General features: G+C 73.1%; 18 protein-coding genes and 1 pseudogene. 8 read left to right on the forward strand and 11 right to left on the reverse strand.

All coding sequences use genetic code 11. The features are described 5' to 3' along the window. Positions 1-2: 2 nt before the first annotated feature. From IE260_RS10970 to rsmH, 4 genes are all read right to left on the reverse strand, one after another. Positions 3-1,523 carry a UDP-N-acetylmuramoyl-L-alanyl-D-glutamate--2,6-diaminopimelate ligase gene (locus tag IE260_RS10970; RefSeq protein WP_189870406.1) on the reverse strand — a complete coding sequence of 507 codons (1,521 nt, stop codon included), beginning with the start codon at positions 1,521-1,523 and terminating at the stop codon, positions 3-5. Positions 1,524-1,696: 173 nt separating this feature from the next. After that, a complete protein-coding gene (locus tag IE260_RS10975; RefSeq protein ID WP_189870408.1) occupies positions 1,697-3,664 on the reverse strand; it encodes a peptidoglycan D,D-transpeptidase FtsI family protein in 1,968 nt (655 codons plus the stop codon). Beyond that, positions 3,661-4,191 carry a cell division protein FtsL gene (gene ftsL, locus IE260_RS10980; protein ID WP_189870410.1) on the reverse strand — a complete coding sequence of 177 codons (531 nt, stop codon included), beginning with the start codon at positions 4,189-4,191 and terminating at the stop codon, positions 3,661-3,663. The genes IE260_RS10975 and ftsL overlap by 4 nt, the downstream gene beginning before the upstream one ends. 52 nt (positions 4,192-4,243) lie before the next feature. Then, positions 4,244-5,200: a 16S rRNA (cytosine(1402)-N(4))-methyltransferase RsmH gene (rsmH, locus tag IE260_RS10985; RefSeq protein WP_189870412.1), complete on the reverse strand. Its 957-nt coding sequence runs from the start codon at positions 5,198-5,200 to the stop codon at positions 4,244-4,246. A gap of 425 nt (positions 5,201-5,625) precedes the next feature. On the opposite strand from rsmH, the gene IE260_RS10990 reads away from it, so the two are divergent. The 4 genes from IE260_RS10990 (at position 5,626) to IE260_RS11005 (ending at position 11,354) form a co-directional block, all read left to right on the forward strand. Then, positions 5,626-6,174: a beta-class carbonic anhydrase gene (locus tag IE260_RS10990; RefSeq protein ID WP_189870414.1), complete on the forward strand. Its 549-nt coding sequence runs from the start codon at positions 5,626-5,628 to the stop codon at positions 6,172-6,174. 272 nt (positions 6,175-6,446) lie between these two features. Then, on the forward strand, positions 6,447-7,484 hold the full coding sequence (locus IE260_RS10995; protein WP_189870416.1) for an AAA family ATPase: 1,038 nt from the start codon (positions 6,447-6,449) through the stop codon (positions 7,482-7,484). Further along, positions 7,484-8,848, forward strand: a complete 1,365-nt coding sequence (locus IE260_RS11000; protein WP_189870418.1) for a DUF58 domain-containing protein — start codon at positions 7,484-7,486, stop codon at positions 8,846-8,848. The genes IE260_RS10995 and IE260_RS11000 overlap by 1 nt, the downstream gene beginning before the upstream one ends. Before the next feature lie 115 nt (positions 8,849-8,963). Then, entirely contained in the window at positions 8,964-11,354 is a 2,391-nt protein-coding gene (locus tag IE260_RS11005) for a transglutaminase TgpA family protein (protein ID WP_189870420.1), read from the forward strand. Between the two features lie 155 nt (positions 11,355-11,509). Here the strand turns inward: IE260_RS11005 and IE260_RS11010 are convergent, their stop codons facing one another. The 3 genes and pseudogenes from IE260_RS11010 to IE260_RS11020 form a co-directional block, all read right to left on the reverse strand. Further along, the gene (locus IE260_RS11010; protein WP_189870422.1) at positions 11,510-11,914 is read right to left on the reverse strand and encodes a spore wall synthesis complex protein; all 405 of its coding nucleotides are present in this window, start codon (positions 11,912-11,914) and stop codon (positions 11,510-11,512) included. A gap of 279 nt (positions 11,915-12,193) precedes the next feature. Next, a complete protein-coding gene (locus IE260_RS11015; protein WP_189870424.1) occupies positions 12,194-12,964 on the reverse strand; it encodes a methyltransferase in 771 nt (256 codons plus the stop codon). 172 nt (positions 12,965-13,136) lie between these two features. Continuing rightward, a pseudogene (locus IE260_RS11020) lies at positions 13,137-13,700 on the reverse strand (SAV_6107 family HEPN domain-containing protein). A 186-nt stretch (positions 13,701-13,886) separates the two neighbouring features. Between IE260_RS11020 and IE260_RS11025 the strand changes: the two are divergent. The 4 genes from IE260_RS11025 to IE260_RS11040 all read left to right on the forward strand — a co-directional run bounded on the left by IE260_RS11025 (position 13,887) and on the right by IE260_RS11040 (position 19,380). Beyond that, on the forward strand, positions 13,887-14,660 hold the full coding sequence (locus IE260_RS11025) for an ATP-binding cassette domain-containing protein (RefSeq protein ID WP_189870428.1): 774 nt from the start codon (positions 13,887-13,889) through the stop codon (positions 14,658-14,660). Next, positions 14,632-16,716 (forward strand): YhgE/Pip family protein, encoded by a 2,085-nt coding sequence (locus tag IE260_RS11030; protein WP_189870430.1) that lies wholly within the window; start codon positions 14,632-14,634, stop codon positions 16,714-16,716. Before IE260_RS11025 ends, IE260_RS11030 begins: the two co-directional genes overlap by 29 nt. 47 nt (positions 16,717-16,763) lie before the next feature. Next, entirely contained in the window at positions 16,764-17,393 is a 630-nt protein-coding gene (locus IE260_RS11035) for a TetR/AcrR family transcriptional regulator (protein ID WP_189870432.1), read from the forward strand. A gap of 490 nt (positions 17,394-17,883) precedes the next feature. After that, positions 17,884-19,380, forward strand: coding sequence for a phytoene desaturase family protein (locus IE260_RS11040; protein WP_189870434.1), 1,497 nt, complete (start codon positions 17,884-17,886; stop codon positions 19,378-19,380). Between the two features lie 31 nt (positions 19,381-19,411). Here the strand turns inward: IE260_RS11040 and IE260_RS11045 are convergent, their stop codons facing one another. The 4 genes from IE260_RS11045 to IE260_RS11060 all read right to left on the reverse strand — a co-directional run bounded on the left by IE260_RS11045 (position 19,412) and on the right by IE260_RS11060 (position 22,661). Then, positions 19,412-20,341: an SCO2102 family sporulation regulator gene (locus tag IE260_RS11045; RefSeq protein WP_189870436.1), complete on the reverse strand. Its 930-nt coding sequence runs from the start codon at positions 20,339-20,341 to the stop codon at positions 19,412-19,414. Positions 20,342-20,397: 56 nt separating this feature from the next. Further along, entirely contained in the window at positions 20,398-21,321 is a 924-nt protein-coding gene (gene metF, locus IE260_RS11050) for a methylenetetrahydrofolate reductase [NAD(P)H] (RefSeq protein ID WP_189870438.1), read from the reverse strand. 122 nt (positions 21,322-21,443) lie between these two features. Then, positions 21,444-22,100: a thiamine phosphate synthase gene (gene thiE / locus IE260_RS11055; protein ID WP_189870440.1), complete on the reverse strand. Its 657-nt coding sequence runs from the start codon at positions 22,098-22,100 to the stop codon at positions 21,444-21,446. Between the two features lie 195 nt (positions 22,101-22,295). Beyond that, complete coding sequence (locus IE260_RS11060; protein WP_189870442.1) at positions 22,296-22,661, reverse strand: Rv2175c family DNA-binding protein; 366 nt, start codon at positions 22,659-22,661, stop codon at positions 22,296-22,298. Positions 22,662-22,700 lie beyond the last annotated feature (39 nt).

Consider the following 22,700-nt stretch of genomic DNA (forward strand, 5'->3'; position numbering starts at 1 on the left):
GTTCATCCCTGGGTCTTCTGGATAGCTTCGCGAAGCACCTGGCGGTCGTCGAACGGACGGACCACCCCGGCGATGTCCTGTCCCTGCTCATGGCCCTTGCCCGCCACCAGCACGGTGTCGCCGGGCTCGGCCCGGGCGACGGCCGCGGCGACGGCGGCGGCACGGTCCTCGAAGACCTGGACCTCGCCGCGCTCGTGCGCGGGCACGGACGCCGCGCCCTGGAGCATGGTGGCCAGGATCGCGAGCGGGTCCTCGGAGCGGGGGTTGTCGGAGGTCAGTACGGCCGTGTCGGCGAACCGGGCGGCGGCGGCCCCCATGGGCGCCCGCTTGGTGGTGTCGCGGTCGCCGCCGCAGCCGAGGACGACGTGCAGCCTGCCCTCGGTGACCTTGCGAAGGGCCTTGAGGACGGATTCGACCGCGTCGGTCTTGTGGGCGTAGTCGACCACCGCGAGGTAGGGCTGCCCGGCGTCCACACGCTCCAGCCGGCCCGGCACGCCCGGCACGGCGGCGACACCGTCGGCGGCGGCCTGCGGGTCGAGGCCGGCGGCGGCGAGGGCGACGATCGCGGCGAGGGTGTTCGCCACGTTGAAGGGGCCCGGCAGCGGGGACCTGGCGGCGATCCGCTCGCCCTTGGGGCCGATCGCGGTGAACGTCGAGTCCAGCGGTCCGACCTGGACGTCCTCGGCGCGCCAGTCGGCGTCCGGGTGGCCCTCGGCGGAGTAGGTGACGACCGGGACCGTGGCCTCGTTCGCCAGCCGGCGGCCGTACTCGTCGTCGGTGTTCACCACACCGAGCCTGCTGCGGGCCGGAGTGAACAGCTGCGCCTTGGCCTGGAAGTAGTCCTCCATGCCGGAGTGGAACTCCATGTGCTCCGGGCTGAGGTTGGTGAAGACCGCGACGTCGAAGACGCAGCCGTCGACCCGGCCGAGCACGAGGGCGTGGCTGGAGACCTCCATGGCGACCGCCTCGGTGCCGCGTTCGCGCATGACCGCGAACAGGGCCTGGAGGTCGGTGGCCTCGGGCGTGGTGCGCTCGGACTTGATGCGCTCGTCGCCGATGCGCATCTCGACGGTGCCGATGAGCCCGGTGGACTTCGCCGTCCGCAGACCGCCCTCGACGAGGTAGGCGGTGGTGGTCTTGCCGGAGGTGCCGGTGATGCCGATCTGGAGCAGGTCCCGGCCGGGCCGGCCGTAGATCGTGGCCGCCAGCTCGCCCATCCGGCCGCGCGGGTCGTCGACGACGAGCACGGGCAGACCGGTGGCGGCGGCGCGCTCCGCGCCGGACGGGTCGGTCAGCACGGCGGCGGCGCCGAGGCCGGCGGCCTGGGTGACGAAGTCGGCGCCGTGGGCGCGGGCTCCGGGGAGGGCGGCGTACAGGTCGCCGGGGCGGACCGCACGCGAGTCATGGGTGATGCCCGTGACCCCGGCGGTGCTCTCCGGCGCGGTGACACCCAGCTGACCGGCGAGTTCCGCCAGGGGTGTGGCGGAGACCTGCACCGGCCGGGGCGGTCCCGGGTATGTCACGGGTTGGCCCTTCTGGGTGGTTTGGGACTGATCAGGCTGTGGCACGGCGGTGAGCGTACCGGGCGTACCCGCTTCCGGGCGAAGCGAGGGGCGGGGGGCGCTCTGGTTCCCGGGATCCGGGGTGATCGTTGTCACGGGGTGGTTCCTGGTGGCTCGGTGCTGATTCGGTCTGCTCAGGGTTTGAAGGTGACCGGCAGTTTCGCCGCCTTCGCCCCGGTCGGCGGGACCTGGAGGGTCTTGAGTGCGAACTCCATGACCTCCTTGTGGATGGGGCCGCAGATCTGGCCGCCGAAGTAGCTGCCCTGGGTGGCGTTCTGGATGGCGCAGTAGACGGTGACGCGGGGCTTGTCCGCGGGGGCGAACCCGGCGAACGACGAGGTGTAGCCGTGGTACTTGCCGGTGGCCGGATCCACGCGGTTGGCCGTGCCCGTCTTGCCCGCCACCCGGTAGCCCGGGATGCGGGCCTTGGTCCCGGTCCCCTCCTCGTCGTCCACCACGGACTCCAGCATCTCGGAGAGGGTCTTCGCGGTCTTCTCGCTGATCACACGGGTCTTCTTGGGCTCCGGTGCGGGCGTGAAGCGGCCCTCGGCATCCTTCGTGCCGCGTACGAGCGTGGGTTCGACGCGGACACCGCCGTTGGCGATCGTCGAGTAGACGGACGCCGCCTGGAGCGCGTTCACGGACACGCCCTGGCCGAAAGGAATCGTGTACTGCTGCGAGGTCGACCACTGGTCGGGGGGCGCGAGGATGCCCTTGGTCTCGCCGGGGAAGCCGAGCCCGCTGTAGTCGCCGAGGCCGAACTTGCGCAGGTAGGAGTAGAGGACCCGGTTGGCCTCCTGCTGGGTCCTGCCGAGCTCGCCGGTGGCCATGATGGTGCCGATGTTGCTGGACTTGGCGAGCACCCCGTTGAGCGTGAGGTACCAGGTGGGGTGATCGATGTCGTCCTTGAAGAGCCTGTCGCCGCGCTTCAGCCGGTTGGGGACGGTGATGTGGGTCATCGGCGTGGCGGCGTTCTCCTCCAGCACGGCCGCCATCGACAGCACCTTGGCGGTGGAACCGGGCTCGAAGGCGTCCTGCAGGGCGGCGTTGCCGAGGGCCTGTGGGTCGGCGTGCGCCAGGTCGCCCGGGTCGAAGCTCGGCGAGTTGGCCATGGCGAGGATCTCGCCGGTGGCGGTGTCCTGGACGATGACGTAGCCGCCGTCCGCCTTCGACTTCTTCACCTGCTCGGAGATGGCGTGCTGCGCGGCCCACTGGATGTCCCGGTCGATGGTGAGCTCGACGTCGCTGCCGGGCACGGCGGGCGTCTCGGTGGAGCCCGCGGTGGGCACCTGGCGCCCGCCGGACTGGGCGTAGCGGATCTTGCCGTCCTCGCCGGCCAGCGTCTTGTCCAGCTTCCGTTCCAGTCCGCCGCTGCCCTCGCCCTCGGAGTTGACCCAGCCGAGGATCGCGGCGGCGAGGTCGCCGTTGGGGTACACGCGTTTGCTGCTCGGGTCGGCGAAGACGCCCGCGAGGACGTTCACCGTGGACTTGTCGGTCTCCGCCTTCTTGGTGAGCGCGGCCTTCAGGTCCTTGATCTGGTTCCAGACCTGCGGGGTCTTGGCGCGGGCGAGACGGACGTAGCGCAGCTCCTTGTTCTCCGGGCGGAGCTTGCCGGCCAGCGCCTCCTGGTTCTCGCCGAGGATCGGCGCGAGGAGCGCCGCCGCCTGCTCGGGTCCGTCACCGACGTCGAGCTGCTCGCGGGTGAACATCGTGGGGTCGGCCGTGATGTCGTAGGCGTCCACGGTGGTCGCGAGGGCCACGCCGTTGCGGTCGGTGATGCCGCCGCGCTCGGCGGGCAGGGCGTGGACCACGTAGCGGTTCTGCTCTGCCTTGGCGGTGTACGTGCCGGCGTCGACGGCCTGCACCTGGAGCAGCCGTACGACGAACGCGGCCAGCACCAGGGTGAACGCGAGGCCGACCATGCGCAGGCGGGGGCGGGGGCTGCCCAGCCGGATGACGCGTGGCGGGGCCGGGCGGGGCGCGCTCGGTCGGCGGGCCGGGCGGGCGCCGGGGCCGGGCTGCCGTCGCCCGCCGGGGCGGACGGGCCTGGCGGGTCCGGGCACGCGGCGGCGCGGCGGTTCCCTGTCGGACACTTCCGTCACCTGCCGGGGGTCGGGGTCGGGATCGTGGTGGGCGCGGCCGCCGTGGCCGCTGCGGTCGGCGTGGGCGCCGGGCCGAACGGGGCGAGGGTGGACGGTGCGGTGACGGAGGCCGCCGTGAGTGCCTCGGGGGCGATGACGAGAGGGGTCGCCCCCGAGGCGGAGGCGGGACCGGGGACGCCCTTGACGGTCCCGTCGGGGTCGAGGAACGCAGGGTCGCCGCCGGGCACCATGCCGAGCTCGCGGGCGCGGCGCTGGAGGGCCCGGGGGGCCGAGTAGGCGTCGATGTCCCGCTGGAGGGCCTGTTCCTCGTCGGTGAGGCTCTTGGTCTCCGCCTTCAGGTCGTCCATCTGGAAGGAGCCCTCGCTCAGGGCGGAGTTCAGCACCAGCAGCCCGATGAGGCCGCCGCCGAGGAGCAGGACGACGAGGAGGACGAAGGGGGCACGGGCCGCCTGCCCGCGTCCGCCGCCCGGCGGGAAGAGCCGGGCGAGCCGAGCGGCTCTCCCCTTCAGTTCGGGTTTCCTGTTCACTCGCCCTCCCCTCGGCCCGGCCGATGCGGCCGGCACCCCCGCCTCGCGTGGCTCACTCGACGTCCTCCCTGATGCGCTGGGCCCCGCGCAGCCGTGCCGGAGCCGCGCGCCGGTTCTCGGCGATCTCCTCCTCGGTGGGAAGTTCGGCACCGCGTGTGAGCAGCTTGAGCCGGGGCGCGTAACGCTCGGGGACGACCGGCAGTCCCGGCGGTGCCGTGTTCGCGGCGCCGGCCGCGAACACCTGCTTGACCAGCCGGTCCTCCAGGGAGTGGTACGACAGCACGGCGATCCGCCCGCCCACCGAGAGCGCCTTGACGGCGGCCGGGATCGCCCGCTCCAGGACGGCCAGTTCGCCGTTGACCTCGATCCGCAGGGCCTGGAAGGTGCGCTTGGCCGGGTTGCCGCCGGTGCGCTTGGCGGCCTGCGGGAGAGCGGCGCGGATCAGCTCCACGAGCCGGGCGCTGGTGGTGAACGGCTCCTTCTCGCGCTCGCGGACGATGGCGGACACGATCCGCTTGGCCTGCTTCTCCTCCCCGTACGCCCTGAGGATGCGGACCAGTTCGCCCGGCGGGTAGGTGTTGAGGACCTCGGCGGCGCTCATGCCCGTCGTCTGGTCCATGCGCATGTCGAGCGGGGCGTCCTGGGCGTAGGCGAAGCCGCGGTCGGCCTCGTCGAGCTGCATGGAGGAGACGCCGAGGTCGAACAGCACGCCCTGGACGCGCGGGATGCCCAGCCGGTCGAGGACGTCGGGCAGCTCGTCGTAGACGGCGTGCACCAGGGTGGCGCGCTCCCCGTGGCGTGCGAGCCGCTCCCCGGACAGGCGCAGGGCCTCCTTGTCCCGGTCGAGGGCGACGAGCCGCGCCTCGGGGAACCGCTCCAGCAGCGCCTCACTGTGTCCGCCCAGGCCCAGCGTGCAGTCGACGACCACCGCCCCCGGCTCCTCGAGCGCGGGCGCCAGCAGGTCCAGGCACCGCTGGAGCATCACCGGGACGTGTCGACTCTGGCTCAAGTGGGGCGGCCTCTCGGGTCCGGCGCGGCGGCACGTACCGCCGGGTCCCCGCCCGCTCGGTGAAGGGGAGGCCTGCCGGCGCCGGAAGCGTCAGCCGACCAGGAGCGGGAGGAGGCCGAGCCGTACGTACGCGCCGCGCACGTGGGGAGATCTGGCGGGGCATCGCCCAGGTCTCCGGGAAATTCAGTCCAGCGGGGGGAGCCTCGCCTCCCGCTTCGCGTCACTTTAGTCCACCCTGTCGCCCGGTCAATCAACCGGCCTGCGCGTCGCGGACGCCGGCGCGCAGGATCCGGCAGCGCGCGGCGCGTCACCCGGACGGGTGCAGCCGTACGGCTCTGTGGGGTGGCTCACAACAAGCCTCGATGGCGTTCTTTGTCCCCTCTCACAGCGGGCCTGGCAGACGAGTGACCAGTAACGTCATGGATATGACGACTTCTGCATCGGTTCCCGCGGGCTCCGAGTCCGCCATAGCCGGCGACGGCACCGTCACCGACCGGCTCGTCGAAGCGAACGTGCGCTACGCCGCCGCGTTCACCGATCCCGGGATGGACGCCCGTCCCGTCCAGCGCGTCGCCGTCGTGGCCTGCATGGACGCACGTCTCGACCTGCACGCCGCGCTCGGTCTGAATCTCGGTGACTGCCACACCATCCGCAACGCGGGCGGTGTCGTCACCGACGACGTGATCCGCTCCCTCACCATCAGCCAGCGCGCGCTCGGCACCCGCAGTGTGGTTCTCATCCACCACACCGGGTGCGGCCTGGAGTCCCTCACCGAGGAGTTCCGGCACGAGCTGGAGATGGAGGTCGGCCAGCGCCCCTCGTGGGCGGTGGAGTCCTTCCGGGACGTCGACCAGGACGTGCGGCAGTCCATGCAGCGGGTGCGCACCTCGCCCTTCCTGCTGCACACCGACGACGTGCGCGGCTTCGTCTTCGACGTGAAGACCGGTCTCCTGCGCGAGGTCGATCCCGCCTGACGGGTGCTCCCGCCCCGGTGCCTTCCGATGGTCCCCGTCGCGCAAGCACCGCAAAGCACGTAAGGCCCGACATATCGCAGCCAGTTGTCCACAGGCGAGTGACACGAATCGGTAACGGCGGCAAGAATGCGGGGAAGCGGCGTCCGCGCGGAACTTTTTCCGCGCGGTGTCCGTGATTCGGGGTGGGCCGGTCCGCGGCGCAGTGCATCGGTCCGGAAAGTTGGGGTATTCCCCGCTCTCAGGGAGCGTGGGGAAGGGCCGAGGAGGGCCGGGTGACGACCTATGACGATCGAGCGAGCCTCACTGATCTGACCGCTGTGGTCGAGCGCGTGCGCGGTTCGGTGGAGGGCGTGATCGAGGGCAAGCCCGAGGTCGTACGGCTCTCGCTGACCGTGCTGCTCGCCGAGGGACACCTGCTGATCGAGGACGTCCCCGGGGTCGGCAAGACCATGCTGGCCAAGGCGCTGGCACGGTCCATCGACTGTTCCGTGCGGCGCATCCAGTTCACGCCCGACCTGCTGCCGTCGGACATCACCGGAGTGTCCATCTGGGACCAGCAGCGCCGGGACTTCGAGTTCAAGCCGGGCGCGATCTTCGCGCAGGTGGTGATCGGCGACGAGATCAACCGCGCCTCGCCGAAGACGCAGTCGGCGCTCCTGGAGTCGATGGAGGAGCGCCAGGTCACCATCGACGGCCAGACCTACGAGCTGCCGAGCCCCTTCATGGTGGTGGCGACGCAGAACCCGGTCGAGATGGAGGGCACCTACCCGCTGCCGGAGGCCCAGCGCGACCGGTTCATGGCCCGCGTCTCCATCGGCTACCCGAGCCCGGACGCCGAGCTGCAGATGCTCGACGTCCACGGTGGGGTGAGCCCGCTGGACGACCTGCAGCCGGTGGCGCACGCGCACGAGATCCTGAAACTGATAGAGGCGGTCCGGGGCGTCCACGTCGCCGACCCGGTCCGGCGGTACGCGGTCGACCTCGTCGCCGCCACCCGCACCCATCCCGACCTCAGACTCGGCGCCTCCCCGCGCGCGACGCTGCACCTGCTGCGCGCGGCGAAGGCGTCCGCCGCCCTGAGCGGCCGGGAGTACGCGCTGCCGGACGACGTGCAGGCCCTCGCCGTCGCCGTCCTGGCCCACCGCCTGCTGCCCACCGCCCAGGCCCAGCTCAACCGCCGCACCGCCGAACAGGTCGTCCAGGAGATCCTGCAGCGCACCCCTGTGCCCGCGGCGCCCCAGCAGCAGCCCGGCTTCGGCATGGGCCGGGGTGCGACGGCGTACGGCCAGCAGCCGCCGCGGAGGCTGTGATGGACACCGGGGGGCCGGGCCGTGCGGAGGACGAGCGGGGCGAGAGGGGTGGCGTCCGCACCGCCCTGACCGGCCTGACCACGCGAGGGCGGTCCTTCCTGGCCGCCGGCGTCGCCGCCGCCGTCTGCGCCTACGTCCTCGGGCAGAGCGACCTGCTGCGCGTGGGGCTGCTGCTGAGCGTGCTGCCCCTGGTGTGCGCGACCGTCCTGTACCGCACCCGCTACCGGGTCGCCGGCAGCCGCCGGCTCTCCCCCGCGCGGGTACCCGCGAGCAGCGAGGCCCGGGTCCATCTGCGCATCGACAACGTCTCGCGGCTGCCCACCGGTCTGCTGATGCTCCAGGACCGGGTGCCCTACGTGCTCGGTCCGCGCCCCCGCTTCGTGCTCGACCGGGTGGAGCCGGGCGGCCGCCGCGAGGTGTCCTACCGGGTCCGCTCCGATCTGCGCGGCCGCTATCCGCTGGGTCCGCTCCAGCTGCGCCTGACCGACCCGTTCGGGATGTGCGAGCTGACCCGGTCCTTCTCCACGTACGACACCCTGACCGTGATCCCGCGTGTCGAGGCGCTGCCGCCGGTGCGTCTGAGCGGCGAGGCCAAGGGGTACGGCGACGGGCGGCAGCGGTCGCTGGCGCTGGCGGGCGAGGACGACGTGATCCCGCGCGGGTACCGCTACGGCGACGACCTGCGCCGCGTGCACTGGCGCTCCACGGCCCGCTACGGCGAGCTGATGGTGCGCCGCGAGGAGCAGCCCCAGCGCGCCCGGTGCACGGTGCTCCTGGACACCCGGGGCCTGGCCTACGAGGGCGCGGGTCCCGACTCCGCCTTCGAGTGGGCCGTGTCGGGCACGGCGTCCGTACTGGTGCACATGCTGGAACGGGGCTTCTCGGTCCGGCTGCTCACGGACACCGGCAACGCGGTCCCGGGCGAGGGCGCCGACGGATTCGCGGGTGCCAGCCAGGAGACGGCGGACGCGGCCGGGCTGATGATGGACACGCTCGCGGTGATCGACCACTCCGACGGCACCGGCCTGTCCCGGGCGTACGACGTGCTGCGCGGCGGGAACGAGGGACTGCTGGTGGCGTTCTTCGGCGACCTGGACGAGGAACAGGCCGCGGTCGCCGCCAAGATGAGCCGGCGCAGCGGCGGCGCGGTCGCCTTCGTGCTGGACAGCGAGACCTGGCTGCGGGAACCCGCCGACGTGCCCGGCCCGTCGGAGAGGAGCGGGGAGGGGCTGCGGATGCTGCGCGAGGCGGGCTGGACGGCCGTCGGCGTGCCGCGGGGCGCCACCCTGGAGGAGCTGTGGCGGCTGGCCGACCGCGAGCGCACCGGCCTCGCGGCGGCGAGCAGCGGGGAGGGCACCCGATGAGCGGGCGGGCACGACCGGCACTGTGCGCGTGGGCGCCCACGCGCACGCGACACCACCGGCAGACGGACCACGACCACACCCGCCCCGCGGCGACCAGCGGTCGGGAGGGCACCCGATGAGCGGGCGGGCACGACTGGCACTGTGCGCGTGGGCGGCCACGCTGATGGCGGCATGCGCGCTGCTGCCGCTGGTCGACCCGGCCACCTGGATCCTGCAGGCCGCGTTCCTGCTGGCGGTCCAGTCCGGGGTGGGCGCGGCGGCGCGGCGGGTGCCGCTGGCCCGGCCGCTGACCGTCGCCGCGCAGGCCCTGGTCACGCTCGTGCTGCTGACCCTGGTCTTCGCCCGGCAGCAGGCCCTCGCGGGGCTGGTCCCCGGCCCGCAGGCCTTCCAGCGCTTCGCCGAGCTGCTGCGACAGGGCGGCGACGACATCGCGCGGTACGCGATACCCGCCCCCCTGGAGTCCGACGGCATCCGGCTGATGCTGGTCGGCGGCGTGCTGGTGATCGGCCTGCTGGTGGACACCCTCGCGGTGACCTTCCGCGGCGCCGCCCCGGCCGGGCTCCCGCTGCTCGCGCTGTACTCCGTGGCCGCGGGGCTGTCCGAGGGCGGCACCGACTGGCTGTGGTTCCTGGTGGCGGCGGCCGGCTATCTGATGCTGCTCCTGGCCGAGGGACGCGAGCGGCTCTCGCAGTGGGGCCGGGTCTTCGGCGGGGCGCCACGCGCCCCGGGCGGGGAGCGGAGCGGCGCGGTGGCCCCGGTCCGCACCGGGCGCCGCATCGGCGCGTTCGCGCTGGGCGTCGCCCTGGTGGTGCCGCTGGCCCTGCCCGCGATGAACGGCGGGCTGCTGGACGGCACCAAGACGGGCGTGGGCTCCGGCACCGGAGGCGGCGGCACGATCTCCGCCGTGAACCCCCTGGTCTCCCTGCGCGACAGTCTCAACGTGGACGAGGACCGCCAGGTCCTGACGGTGGAGACCGACTCGGAGGACATCTCCGACCTGTACTTGCGGATCGTGTCCCTGGACGACTTCGACGGCACCACCTGGAAGCCCTCCAAGCGGCAGATCACCGCCGTGCCGGACGGCACGTTCCCGACGCCGGCCGGCCTCGGCCCCGACGTCCGGCGCACGGAGACCGAGACCACGATCTCGGCCGCCGACTGGTACGCCCAGGACTGGCTGCCCATGCCGTACCCGCCGAGCGGCGTGCGGGTCGGCGGCAACTGGCGCTACGAACCCGTCGGCATGACCCTGGTCGGCGACCACGGCCAGAACACGCGCGGGCTGACGTACGAGGTGCGCAGCCTGGACGTGCGGCCGACGGCCGATCAGCTCGCCGCGGCCCCGCAGCCGCCGGCCGCCCTCAAGCGCGAGTACACCGAGCTGCCGGACTCGCTGCCGGCGGTGGTGTCCAGGACGGCCCGCCAGGTCACCGCGGGCGCGACGAACGCCTACGACCAGGCGGTCAAGCTGCAGGAGTACTTCTCGCTCAACGGCGGTTTCGAGTACGACACGCAGGTGGAGGTAGGCAGCGGCTCGCAGGCGATCGCCCGCTTCCTGGAGGACAAGCAGGGCTTCTGCATCCACTTCTCCTTCGCCATGGCGGCGATGGCCCGTTCCCTGGACATCCCGGCCCGGGTCGCGGTCGGCTTCGCGCCGGGCTCCCCGCAGGCGGACGGCTCGGTGTCGGTGGGGCTGCGGGACGCCCACGCCTGGCCCGAGCTGTACTTCGAGGGTGTGGGCTGGACCCGTTTCGAGCCCACGCCGACCCGGGGTTCGATCCCGTCGTACACCCTGACGGAAACACCGGGCGACACGGACCCGGACCCCGCCGTGCCCTCCCGGAACGCGTCGGAGGAGCCCTCGGCCGCACCGTCGGCGAGCGAGAGCTGCACGGCCCAGGACAAAAAGCTGGAGGCCTGCGAGAGCGAGTCGGCACCGGCCACTCCGGCCTCGGGGGGCGACGGACCGAAGTGGTACGCGTTCCTGGCCTGGTCCCTGGGCGGGCTCGCGGTGCTGCTGATCCCGCTGTCGCCGATGCTGTGGCGGCTGCGCATCCGGGCGGTACGACTGGGGGCGCACGGCCGTTCCGAGGCGGACGCGGTCCCGTACACCCTCGCCGTATGGCAGGAGCTGACGGACACGGCGTGGGACTTCGGCATCCCGCCGGAGGAGTCCCAGACCCCGCGCAAGGCTGCGGCCCGCATCGTCCGGCTCGGGCAGCTCGATCCGACGGCCGCGGCGGCGGTGCACCGGGTGGCGGACGCCGTGGAACAGGTCCTCTACGCGCCCCGTCCCCGTCCCATGGCGGGTCTGACGGACGACGTCCACCGCGCGACCGCCGGGCTGCGGGCCACCGTCAGCCGTGGCACGCGGCTGCGCGCACGCTTCGCCCCGCGTTCGGCTGCCCGGGTGGCCTGGACGGCGTCGGCCCGGTGGAGCGCCCTCAAGCGGCGGATCTCCGCGGCCCGGCCGACGCTGCGGAAGCCGTCGGGGCAGCAGGGCTGAGCGGGGGGGCGGGGGTGTCGGACTCTGCCGACGGCCCCCGGCGGCCGGGGCGCCCAGCGACGATGCCGGCAGGTCGAGGACATGCGTGAGGGGGTGACCACCTTTCCGGTGGTCACCCCCTCACGGACGTTCCAGGGTGCTGGCGAGTTCCGGGGCTATTGACCGCCCTGCTGCTCGTCCCGGCGCCGCTGCCAGCGCTCCTCGATGCGGTCCATCATGGAGCGCTTCTGCCGTCCCTGACGGCGGGCCTGCGGTCCGGCACCGGGGGCGGCGGACTGCTCGCCCGGCTTGGGGGCCTTCCGCCAGCCGGTCACGGCCAGGACCGCGCAGCCGAGCATGACGAGGAATCCCACCACGCTGAGCCAGACCTGCTTGGCGACCATACCGGCCATGAGGAGCGCAATTCCTACGAGGAAGCCCGCGACCGCCTGGTAGACCCGCCGCCGGGTGTACGTACGCAGCCCGCTTCCCTCGAGCGCCGACGCGAACTTGGGATCTTCGGCGTACAGCGCTCGCTCCATCTGCTCGAGCATGCGCTGCTCGTGCTCCGAGAGCGGCACGGAGTCCTCCTCATCGTGCAGTCGCCGGGGCGACCCGGGGGGGGTCCCTTCAGGATAGGCAGGGAATCGCCCCCGTGAAACCCGCCCCTCTACGCCAATTGGCCAACCGGACTCCGTCATGAACGCGCCGGCTCGCTGAAGTTCCCATTCCCCAGCGGCCGACCGCTCATGCCGGGCGGTCTCCCCCGATCATACGGCGCCGGGCCTTCGTTCGGGGGACCTGTGGCGTACTCCATCTGCAGCCGCGCCGCTGATCAGCGGCGTACCACGGCCGACGACTCAGGCCGCATCGGTCCCCTGCGTCTCACCGAGCACGTGGAGCTGTGTGGCCACGGAGTGGAAGGCGGGGAGCTCGGCCGCCGCGGCCTCGAGCTTCAGCAGCGCGTCCAGGGCACCGGGCTCGGTGTCCACGAGCACGCCGGGGACGAGGTCGGCGAAGACCCGCACTCCGTGCACGGCACCGACCCTGAGCCCCGCGCTCTCGACCAGGCCGGTGAGCTGCTCGGCGGTGAACCGGCGCGGCACGGGGTCTCCCGCGCCCCAGCGGCCGTTCGGGTCGTCGAGGGCCTGCCGGGCCTCGGTGAAGTGACCGGCGAGGGCCCGCGCGAGCACCGCTCCACCCAGGCCGGCGGCGAGCAGGCTGAGGACGCCCTCGGCGCGCAGGGCGGCCACCGTGTTGCGAACGCCCTCGGCGGGGTCGTCCACGTACTCCAGGACGCCGTGGCACAGCACCACGTCGTAGCCGCCCCGCTCGACCACGTCGAAGAGGCCGTGGGCGTCGCCCTGGACGCCCCGCACACGGTCGGCGACGTCGGCCTCGGCGGCGCGGCGCTCCAGGGCGAACAGCGCGTTGGGGCTCGGGTCGACGACGGTCACGCGGTGGCCGAGGCGGGCCACCGGCACCGCGAAGTTACCGCTGCCTCCCCCGGTGTCGAGGACGTCCAGCGCCTGGCGACCCGTGGCCTTGACCCTGCGGTCGAGGGCGTCCTGGAGGACCTCCCAGACCACGGCGGTACGGAGGGAAGCGCGGGGGCGCATCGGGTCCGACACGGCAGTTTGACTCCTCGGCGCGGCACCGCCTCGATGCGGCGGAGCGAACGGGGCGCCTTCCCCGCCGCGAGCACGGAAGGGAAGGCTTCAGGCCCTCCCCACCCTATTGCCTCCGGCGCCCGGCCCGGTCACTCCGGTACCGGCGGTGGCCCGGCCGGGTGCGGCGGTGCTCTCATCCCGCGTCCGGCATGTCACGGCCCGTGCCGTCGCCCTGCGGGCGGTCGCCGTCGGGGCGCGGCTAGGGCAGCACCGGCTGGAGGACGAGCATCCGCTCCACGATGCGCAGGAACATCGCCACGTCGCGTATCAGGTCGTCGGCGTCCCGGCTGTTCGCCGCGCCCTCGATGCCGGCCTCGGCGCGGGCGCGGCGCGGGGCGCCCGCGGCGAACAGCGCGCTCCAGTCGGCGAGCTCGGGCGCGATCTCGGGGAGCACTTCCCAGGCGCTCCTGATGCGGGCCCGGGCCCGCGGTGTGGTCTCGGGCCGGCCGCGCGCGGCGAGCACGGCGGCGGCGGTGCGCAGGGCGGCGAGGTGGGCCGTCGCGTACCGCTCGTTCGGTGTCTGCAGGACGGTGGCCTCCTCCAGTCCGGCGCGGGCCTGGGCGAGCAGGTCGAGGGCGGCGGGCGGGGCCGTCGTCCGGCGGAGCACGGGGTGCACGTCGCTCGCCGGGCCGGTCAGTGAGGGGGCAGGGCCGGTTGCGCGGCGCCGACGGGCGGCGGCTGCGGACGAGTGGGCCATGACGATCCTCCTGTCGTCTGCGTGACGGCACGCCCTGCTACGAGGTGCCGTATGCGCCCATCGTGAGGTATGCCACTGACAATCCGTTCTGACCAGGGCTTTTGCTTCGATCGAAGGTTCGGGTTAGTTTTTGCACTGACCAGTCAGTTCAAATAGTTCGGTGCAGTGACCAGGGGGTGAGGTGCCGTGGAGAGTGCGTCCGGGCTCGGCGTGACGGCCCACGACTTCGGACTCGAGGGGCCCCGCGGCTGGGCGTTCCGCGGCGTCTCCGTCGACGCGGAACCCGGCGCGCTGATCGCGCTCAGGGGGCCGTCCGGATCGGGCCGCACCTGTCTGCTGCTCGCGCTCACGGGCCGGATGAGAGCGACCGAGGGCACGGCCACCGTCGGGGGCCGCACGCTGCCCCGGCAGATGTCCGCCCTGCGCCGGGTGAGCGCCCTCGCACACGTTCCGGGCGTGACCGACCTCGACCCGGCCCTGACCGTCGGCGAGCACCTGCGCGAGCGGGCGCTGCTGCAGCGCCGTTTCGGCGACTCGGTGCGCGGACTGCTGCGCCCGCGCGGGGAGCGGGCGGCGGAGGCGAAACTGCGGATCGACACGGCGCTGGCCACGGCCGGCCTCGACCGGGAGGCGCTGCCCAAGGGCTCCCGTACCGCCGTGCGGGACCTGGAGCGCACCGAGGCGCTGCGCCTGTCGGTCGCCCTGGCCCTGATCGGCCGGCCGCGCCTGCTCGGCGTCGACGACACCGACCTGAAGCTCTCGGCCGCCGAGCGGACCGAGATCTGGGAGCTGCTGGCGTCGATCGCCGACTCGGGCACGACGGTCCTGGCGGTGTGCAGCGAGGCACCGGAGGGGGCTGTGGTCGTCTCCACCGGGCCGGACGGCGCAGAAGACGCAGGCGACGAGGACGACGAAGACAAGGAGGCGGCCGATGCGCTCGCCGAAGCTGGCCGCGCTTGAGCTCAGGCGCTTCGGGCGCGGGCGGCTGCCGCGCGCCGCGCTGGTCGCGCTGCTGGTGCTGCCCCTGCTGTACGGAGCGCTGTACCTGTGGTCGTTCTGGGATCCGTACGGCCGTCTCGACCGCATCCCGGTGGCGCTCGTGAACGACGACCGGGGAGCCACCGCGGACGGCGAGAGGCTCACGGCGGGCGACGACATCACCGAGGGGCTGCGCGAGAGCGAGGTCTTCGACTGGCACGAGGTGAGCGCCGCCGAGGCCCGCAGGGGCCTGGAGGACGGCACCTACTACCTGTCGCTCACCATGCCCGCCGACTTCAGCCGCCGCATCGCCTCCAGCGCCGGCGACTCCCCGGAGACCGGCGCCCTCCAGGTGCGGACCAACGACGCGAACAACTACATCGTCGGACAGATCTCCCGGACGGTGTTCGGCGAGGTGCGCCAGGCCGCGTCCACCAAGGCCTCGCGGTCGTTCCTGGACCGGATCTTCATCTCCTTCTCCGACATCCACGGCGAAACCGTGAAGGCGGCGCAGGGGGCGGACAAGCTCAAGGGCGGCATCGGCAAGGCGAAGAAGGGCTCCAAGGACCTCGCCGACGGGCTCAAGGACGCCGAGGACGGCAGCGGCAAGCTGTCCAAGGGCCTGAAGAAGCTCGACAAGGGCGCGGGTGACCTGGAGGAGGGCTCGAAGCAGGTCGCCGAGGGCACGCAGACGCTCGCCGACAAGGTCAACAAGGCCGCGGGCAAGGCGGGCCCCTTCCTGGAGGACAACGAGAAGACCATCGGGGACACCGCCCAGCTCGTCGCCGACTCCTCCGGGACCATCCGCGACCACCTGGACACTTTGGTCAGGACGGCCCCGGCCGCCGCCAAGGGCGCCCACGCGGCCTCCGACACGCTCACCGGCGTCCACAAGGCGCGCTGCGAGGACCCGGCGCTGCCCGATCCGGCCTGCGCCGACCTGAAGAAGGCCAAGGACGCCGCGGCCGACGTGGCGGTGATCGCGGACGACGTCGACACCCTCGTCGCCGACCAGGACGGCGACCTGAAGAAGCTCGACGAGAACCTCGCCACCCTGCAGAAGCAGGCTCAGGCCCTCGCCGACCGCGCGCCGAACCTCTCCGAGGACCTCGACGACGCCGTCACGAAGATCAACGAGTTGAACGAGGGCGCCGGAAAGGTCGCCGCCGGGGCCAAGAAGCTGCACAAGGGGCTCGGTACGGCCAGGACCGGCGCGGTCGATCTCGACGAGGGCGTCGGCAGGCTCAGGACGGGCGCCGACGACCTGAACGGCGGCATGTTCAAGCTGGTCGACGGCTCCGAGAAGCTCGCCGGAGGCCTCCACGACGGCGCCGAGCAGATCCCGGACTACGACGAGCAGGACCGCGACAAGCGCACCGGTGTGATGGCCGACCCGGTCCGGCTCGTCTCCGAGTCCCTGCACCAGGCGCCCAACTACGGCACCGGTTTCGCCCCGTACTTCATCCCGCTCTCGCTGTGGGTGGGTGCCATGGTGGCGTACATGCTGATCGCGCCGATGAACCGGCGTGCGCTCGCCGCGGGCGCCTCGGCCTGGCGCATCGCGCTGGCGGGCTGGCTGCCGGTGGTGGCGATCGGGGTGCTCCAGACGGTGGCCCTGATGTCGGTGCTGCACTGGGCGGTCGGCCTGCAGATGGCCCGGGCGGCCGGGACGGTGGGTTTCCTGTTCCTGGTGACCGCGTGCTTCACGGCCATCGTGCAGTGGCTGAACGCCCGCTTCGGGGCGGCCGGCCGGATCCTGGTGCTCGCGCTGCTGATGCTCCAGCTGACCTCGGCGGGCGGCACCTACCCCGTGCAGACCAGCCCGGGCTTCTTCAACGCGCTGCACCCCTTCCTGCCGATGAGCTACGTCGTCGAGGCCCTCAGGAGGCTGATCACGGGCGGCGGTCCGGAACCGGTGTGGCACGCGTGCGTGGTGCTCGCGGCGTTCACCGTGGCGGCCCTCGCGCTGACCGCGCTGTCGGCACGCCGCCGGCAGGTGTGGACGCTCGACCGGCTGCACCCGGAGCTGACCCTGTGAGCCCTTCGGTGACATCCCCCGGAAAGGTTCCTGTGACAATCGGGACCATGGAAAGCAGCAGCGCCGCCCCGCAGGGCAGCAGCCGTCGCGAGGCCACCCGGCAGAAGCTCTACGAGGCGGCCGTCACCCTCATCGCCGAGCAGGGCTTCTCCGCCACCACCGTGGACGAGATCGCCGAACGGGCGGGGGTCGCGAAGGGCACGGTCTACTACAACTTCGCCAGCAAGTCGGTCCTCTTCGAGGAGCTGCTGCGGCACGGCGTCGGCCTGCTGACCGCGTCCCTGCGGGAGGCGGCCGAGCGGACGGCACGGGAGGGCCGCGGCCGGGTCGACGCCCTGGACGCGATGATCCGCGCGGGGCTCGTCTTCATCGACCGCTACCCGGCCTTCACCCAGCTGTACGTGGCGGAGTTGTGGCGCACCAACCGCGCCTGGCAGTCCACGTTGCTGGTGGTCCGGCAGGAGGCCGTCGCGGTGGTCGAGGGGGTGCTGCGCGACGGCGTGGAGAGCGGTGAGTTCAGCGAGGAGATCGACATCCCGCTGACCGCCGCCGCGCTGGTCGGCATGGTGCTGGTCGCCGCGCTGGACTGGAAGTCGTTCCAGCCGGAACGCTCCCTCGACGACGTGCACGCGGCCCTGTCCCGGCTGCTCCAGGGCCGGGTGAGCGGCCGCCCCTGAGATCCGGCCGCAAGAAAAGCGCCGGTCCGTGGTGGCCGCGTCCCCCGCGGGCCACCGTCGGACCGGCGCCTCTTCCTGCTCCCCCGTACGTCCCCCCGTCGGAACCCCCGTTCTCGGTCGTCCCCCGGGTCCCCCCGTGCCTCACTCCCGCCGACACCGGCCGGCGGAAGGAGCGGATCGTGGGCCCGGCCCCGTTCCGGCGCCCCGTGTCGCCGGTGCCGGAGCCGTGCCCCTCTCCGTGCCTCCACTCTCTCGTTCGCGCAGGTCGGACCCCATCCGCGCGCGTACTCATCTCCCCGGCTAGGTACGGATACTCAGCCCTGCGCACTCCTGCCCAACGCGCCGCGCCCGCGATCGGTCACGTACGCGCCCGTCACCGTACTCAGCAGCCGCCCCGGCGAGCGGCCCGCCGGGGAGGGAGCCGTCGGTCCCGCAGGCCGGCGCCGCCCCTCGGGCCGGACCGTCGGCGGCTGCCGATAAAGTCCCTGGCATGGCACGGATTGCGGTGATCGGCGCCGGGATGGGCGCGATGGCGGCCGCCGCCCGGCTGGCCGTCGCGGGCCACCGGGTGGCGGTGTACGAGCGGACGGAGACGTACGGCGGAGCGGTGCGCCGCTTCGAGCGGGACGGCTTCTCCTTCGACACCGGCCCCGCCCTGCTGCCCCTGCCCGCGGTCTGGCGCGATCTGTTCGTCAAGACCGGCAAGGAACCGCTGGAGCGGTGCGTCGACCTGGTCCAGGTCGACCCGTCGTCGCACCACGTGTTCGCGGACGGCACGCGGGTCTCGCTGCCGAACGCCTCGCGCGCGGGCGTCGTCGCCGCCCTGGACGAGGCGCTCGGCCCGCCGGCCGGACAGCGCTGGGGCGACTTCCTGGTGCGGGCCCGGGAGGCCTGGGACCGGACCCGCCGGCCGCTCCTGGAGGAGCCGTTGTGGCCCGACTGGCGGGTGCTCGGCGAGCGCGAGCCCTATCCGGCGGTCCCGCACAAGCGGCTGCTGCGCACCCGCCGGGCCGGCACCCTCGCCGAGGTGGGCGCCTGGGAACTGCGCGACGCCCGCCTGACCGCCCTCCTGGAGAGCCACGCGCTCGCCCACGGCCTGGATCCCCGCTCCGCCCCGGCGAGCACCGCCGTGCTGCCCTACATGGAGCACGCCTTCGGCACCTGGTACGTGCGCGGCGGTCTGCGGGAGCTGGCGCGGGCCGTGTACGAGCGGTGCCGGGAGCGCAGGGTCGAGTTCCACTTCGGCACCGAGGTCACGGGCCTCGTGGAGAAGGACGGCCGGGCGGCGGGCGTGGAGCTGGCCGACGGTGCGGTGGCCGAGGCCGAGTTCGTGGTCGCCGGTGTCGCGCCCGGTGTGCTGGACCGCCTCGTCGGCGGGACGCCGGTGCGCGGCGACGGCGACGTGCCGCCGCAGCACGGCACGGCGAGCCGGCTCACGGTGCTGCTGGCCCTCCGGGGTGGCCGCCCGGAGGGCACGGCCCACCGCACGGTGGTGCACGCGGAGGACCGCGAGAGCGAGTTGGGCTCCCTGTTCGGCGCCGTGCCCGGCACGGCCGGGCGGCCCACCGTCACCGTCCTGCGGCCGGGCGGCCCTGAGTCCGTCCCGGACGCGGGCCACGAGGCGGTCACGCTGACCTCGGTGGTGCCCGCGGGAGGCGGAGCCGACGCCGAGGGCCACGCCGAGCACCTGATCGCGGTCGCCGAGCGGGCCGTGCCGGACCTGCGCGACCGCCTGCTGTGGCACGAGGTGCTCACCCCGGCCGACATCGCGGAGGCGACCGGCGCCGAGGGCGGAGCGGTTCCGGCGCCGGCGCTGGCCGCGGCGGACGGGCGCCTGCTGCACCCGGCGAACGGCACGCGCACCGGCGGCCTGTTCACGGTGGGCGGCTGGTCGCACCCCGGCGGCGGTCTGCCGCACGCGGGCATGTCGGGCGCGCTGGTCGCCGGACTGATCGTGGAGGGGCCGGGGTTCCGGGGCTCCCAGTGAACGACCGGCCGGCGATCGGCGCCGGTGGGCGTCAGAACCGGTACTGCTCGTCGTAGCCCTGACCCTGCGGCTGCCCGTCGCCCTGGTGCGGATACCCCTGTTCCGGCGGGAGTTCGCCGCCGTACGGCGCGTCGGTGCTGCGCTGCTGCGGCACCCACACCCCGCCGGGCGGGGTCTCGCCGCCGTAGCCGCCGGTGGCGTACGGGTCCTGCCCGTAGCCCTGCTGGCCGTACTGGTGCTGGCCGGTGGTGTCGTAACCGGTGCCGTACGCGGCTCCCCCGTAGGTGTGGGTGCCGATGTACGGGTCGGAGTAGGCGGCGTACTGCTGCTGGCCGCTGTCGTAGCCGTAATCCTGCTGGCCGTAGCCGGAGTAGTCGTAGGCGTAGTTCGCGTCGGTGGTCTGCGCGGCCGGCGCCTGCCGGTCCTGGCCGTGACCGGAGTCGCCGTACACGCCGTAGGAGCCGGTGTCGTCCGGCAGGGGCTGCGGCTCGTAGACGGCGGTGGTCTCCGCGGCCGTGGGCACGGCGGGGCGGGCGGGGGCGAAGACGTCGTCGCGGTCGTAGTCGCCGTGGCCGTAGGAGAGGCTGTCGGGGCCGTGTGCGCGGTCGTCGTGGCCGGCCTCGGCCGCCTCCAGTCCGGAGACCTCCAACGTCGGCTCCTGACGGCCCGGTTCGGGCCTGCGGCGCTTGCTGCCGATCAGACCCGCCGGAGCCGAGACGGCCCAGCCGGCCGCGAAACCGCGGCGGAACGACAGCGTGACGTAGGTCTGGCCGACGGCGAAGGCCGCCGCGCCCAGGCCGATGACGACGACGGACGGGATCAGCACACCCACGACGACACCGAGGAAGCCGCCGAAGGCGAGCAGCCGCCAGCGCAGGCGCGCCTTGTACTGCAGCAGCACCTCGCCCAGCAGCCACAGCGCGACGACGCCGAACGCGATGTAGAGGACCGTCCAGCCCATGTACGCCCCTCTCCCAGTGGCCGCTACGCAGTGTGTCGTAAGTATGTGCGGCAGGTCTAGGCCTGCGGTGGGTGGTGCAGACCCAGGTTCTCGTAGATCTCCAGGGTCGCCGTGGAGTTGTTGAGCGTGATGAAGTGCAGTCCGGGCACACCTTCGGCCAGCAGCCGCGCGCAGAACTCCGTGGCGAACTCGATGCCAATGGAGCGTACAGCGGTCGGATCGTCCTTTGCTGTGAGGATCCGCTCTTTCAGCTCGGCCGGGAACGCGGCGTTGCTGAGCTTCGGCAACCTCTCCAGCATCTTCACACTCGTCACCGGCATGACCTCGGGGATGACCGGCGTCTCGCACCGCGCCGCGGCGACCCTGTCGCGCAGCCGCAGGTACGACTCGGGCTGGAAGAACATCTGGGTGATCGCGTAGTCGGCGCCCGCCCGGCACTTGTCGACAAAGTGCGTCACGTCCGTGTCCCAGTCGGCGGAGCGCGGATGCATCTCCGGGAAGGCCGCCACGCCGACGCAGAAGTCGCCCGACTCCTTGATGAGCTCCACGAGTTGGGCCGCGTACGTCAGGCCCTGCGGGTGCGGGACCCAGTCACCCATGGGGTCGCCGGGCGGGTCGCCGCGCACGGCCAGCATGTTGCGGATCCCGGCGTCGGCGTACTGGCCGATGATGTTGCGCAGCTCCGCGATGGAGTGGTTGACCGCGGTGAGGTGGGCGACGGGGGTCAGCGTGGTGTCCGCGACGATCTGCTGGGTCTCCTTGACCGTGCCCGCGCGCGTGGAGCCGCCGGCGCCGTAGGTCACGGAGACGAAGTCCGGAGCGACCGCCTCCACCCTCCGGAGCGCGCTCCACAGGTTCCGCTCGCCCTTGGGCGTCTTCGGCGCCGAGAACTCGAACGAGTACGTCGTCTTGCCGGTGGCGAGGATGTCGCGCACGGTGCGTGCGCGATCAGTCCTGGTGGATGCGGTTCCGAGGGCCATACGGGCAGGTTAGCCAGGGGGCGTCGGTCCCCCAACCGGAGGCGGCTGATTTGTCCGGATTATCTGTTTGTTGTCCACCCCTTGGACACATGCCCTCGGCACTCGCCCGGACCGGCCGGGGCCTACGCCTCCCGCAGCCGCTTCGCGAACTCCGCCGCCGCCGCTCCCGGGTCGTCCGCCCCGGTGATCGCGCGGACCACGACGACCCGGCGGGCGCCCGCCCGAAGGACCTCGTCGAGATTTCCGAGGTCGATGCCCCCGATGGCGAACCAGGGACGGTCGGTGCCCAGGGAGGCCGTGTACCGGACCAGGTCCAGGCCGGGCGCGTGACGTCCCGGCTTGGTGGGGGTCGGCCAGCACGGCCCCGTGCAGAAGTAGTCCACGCCCTCCTGGACGGCGGCGGCCGCCGCCTCGGACTCGGCGTGCGTGGAGCGGCCGACGAGGACGTCGCCGCCGAGGATCGCCCGCGCCGCGGGCACCGGCAGGTCGCCCTGGCCGAGGTGCAGCACGTCGGATCCGGCGGCGTGGGCGACGTCCGCCCGGTCGTTGACCGCGAACAGCTTGCCGTGGCGGGCGCAGGCGTCGGCGAAGACCTTCAGGTGCTCCAGCTCCTCCGCCGCCTCCATGCCCTTGTCCCGCAGCTGCACGATGTCGACACCGCCGGCCAGCACGGCGTCCAGGAACTCGGGCAGGTCGCCCTGCTCCTTGCGGGCGTCGGTGCACAGGTAGAGCCGGGCGTCGGCGAGCCGGGCGTGTGCGGTGGCGGCTGTGTCGGGCATGCGTGTGTCCCCCAGATCGGTGGCGGGTGACGGCCGGGGTGTCCCCCGTCGTCGCGGCGTACGGCCACGTGCGCGGCCGTGGTGTGCACGCGGCCGTCGTGGCGCACGGGCAGCGGCCGTGGCGGCACCGGCCACGGGCCGTGGTGGGCCGGGGCCCCGGCCTGCCGCGGCCCGTACGCCGGGCGGTGTGTCAGGTCAGACGGCGAGCGCCTGGGCGCGGCGCTTCACCTCCGTGCCGCGATTCTCGCTCAGCGCCTGCGCGGGGGTGCCGGGCAGGGTCGGGTCGGGCGTGAAGAGCCACTCCAGCATCTCCTCGACCGTGAAGCCGTCGTCCCGCAGGAGCGTCAGGGTCCCGGACAGGCCCTTGACGACCTTGTCCCCGTCGATGAAGGCGGCGGGGACGTGCAGCGCGCGGTTCTCACCGCGGCGCACCGCGATGAGCTGGCCTTCCTTCACCAGCTGCCGCACGCGGGTCACCTCGACGTCCATCATCTCCGCGATGTCGGGAAGGGTGAGCCAGGCAGGCACGAGAGCATCGATCTTTGCGTCAATCTCGGTCACGTCTCCAGACTGCCATCCCGCACCGACAGTCGGAAGCCG

The organism is Streptomyces viridiviolaceus (assembly GCF_014650995.1).
Classification (GTDB): Bacteria; Actinomycetota; Actinomycetes; order Streptomycetales; family Streptomycetaceae; genus Streptomyces; species Streptomyces viridiviolaceus.

What these genes read in the sequence shown, in the direction of transcription:
- IE260_RS10990 (WP_189870414.1), top strand. Translation starts at nt 5,626, where the DNA reads ATGACGACTTCTGCATCGGTTCCCGCGGGCTCCGAGTCCGCCATAGCC.
- IE260_RS11000 (WP_189870418.1), top strand. Translation starts at nt 7,484, where the DNA reads ATGGACACCGGGGGGCCGGGCCGTGCGGAGGACGAGCGGGGCGAGAGG.
- IE260_RS11005 (WP_189870420.1), top strand. Translation starts at nt 8,964, where the DNA reads ATGAGCGGGCGGGCACGACTGGCACTGTGCGCGTGGGCGGCCACGCTG.
- IE260_RS11030 (WP_189870430.1), top strand. Translation starts at nt 14,632, where the DNA reads ATGCGCTCGCCGAAGCTGGCCGCGCTTGAGCTCAGGCGCTTCGGGCGC.
- IE260_RS11035 (WP_189870432.1), top strand. Translation starts at nt 16,764, where the DNA reads ATGGAAAGCAGCAGCGCCGCCCCGCAGGGCAGCAGCCGTCGCGAGGCC.
- IE260_RS11040 (WP_189870434.1), top strand. Translation starts at nt 17,884, where the DNA reads ATGGCACGGATTGCGGTGATCGGCGCCGGGATGGGCGCGATGGCGGCC.
- IE260_RS11045 (WP_189870436.1), bottom strand. Translation starts at nt 20,341, where the DNA reads ATGGGCTGGACGGTCCTCTACATCGCGTTCGGCGTCGTCGCGCTGTGG.
- metF (WP_189870438.1), bottom strand. Translation starts at nt 21,321, where the DNA reads ATGGCCCTCGGAACCGCATCCACCAGGACTGATCGCGCACGCACCGTG.
- thiE (WP_189870440.1), bottom strand. Translation starts at nt 22,100, where the DNA reads ATGCCCGACACAGCCGCCACCGCACACGCCCGGCTCGCCGACGCCCGG.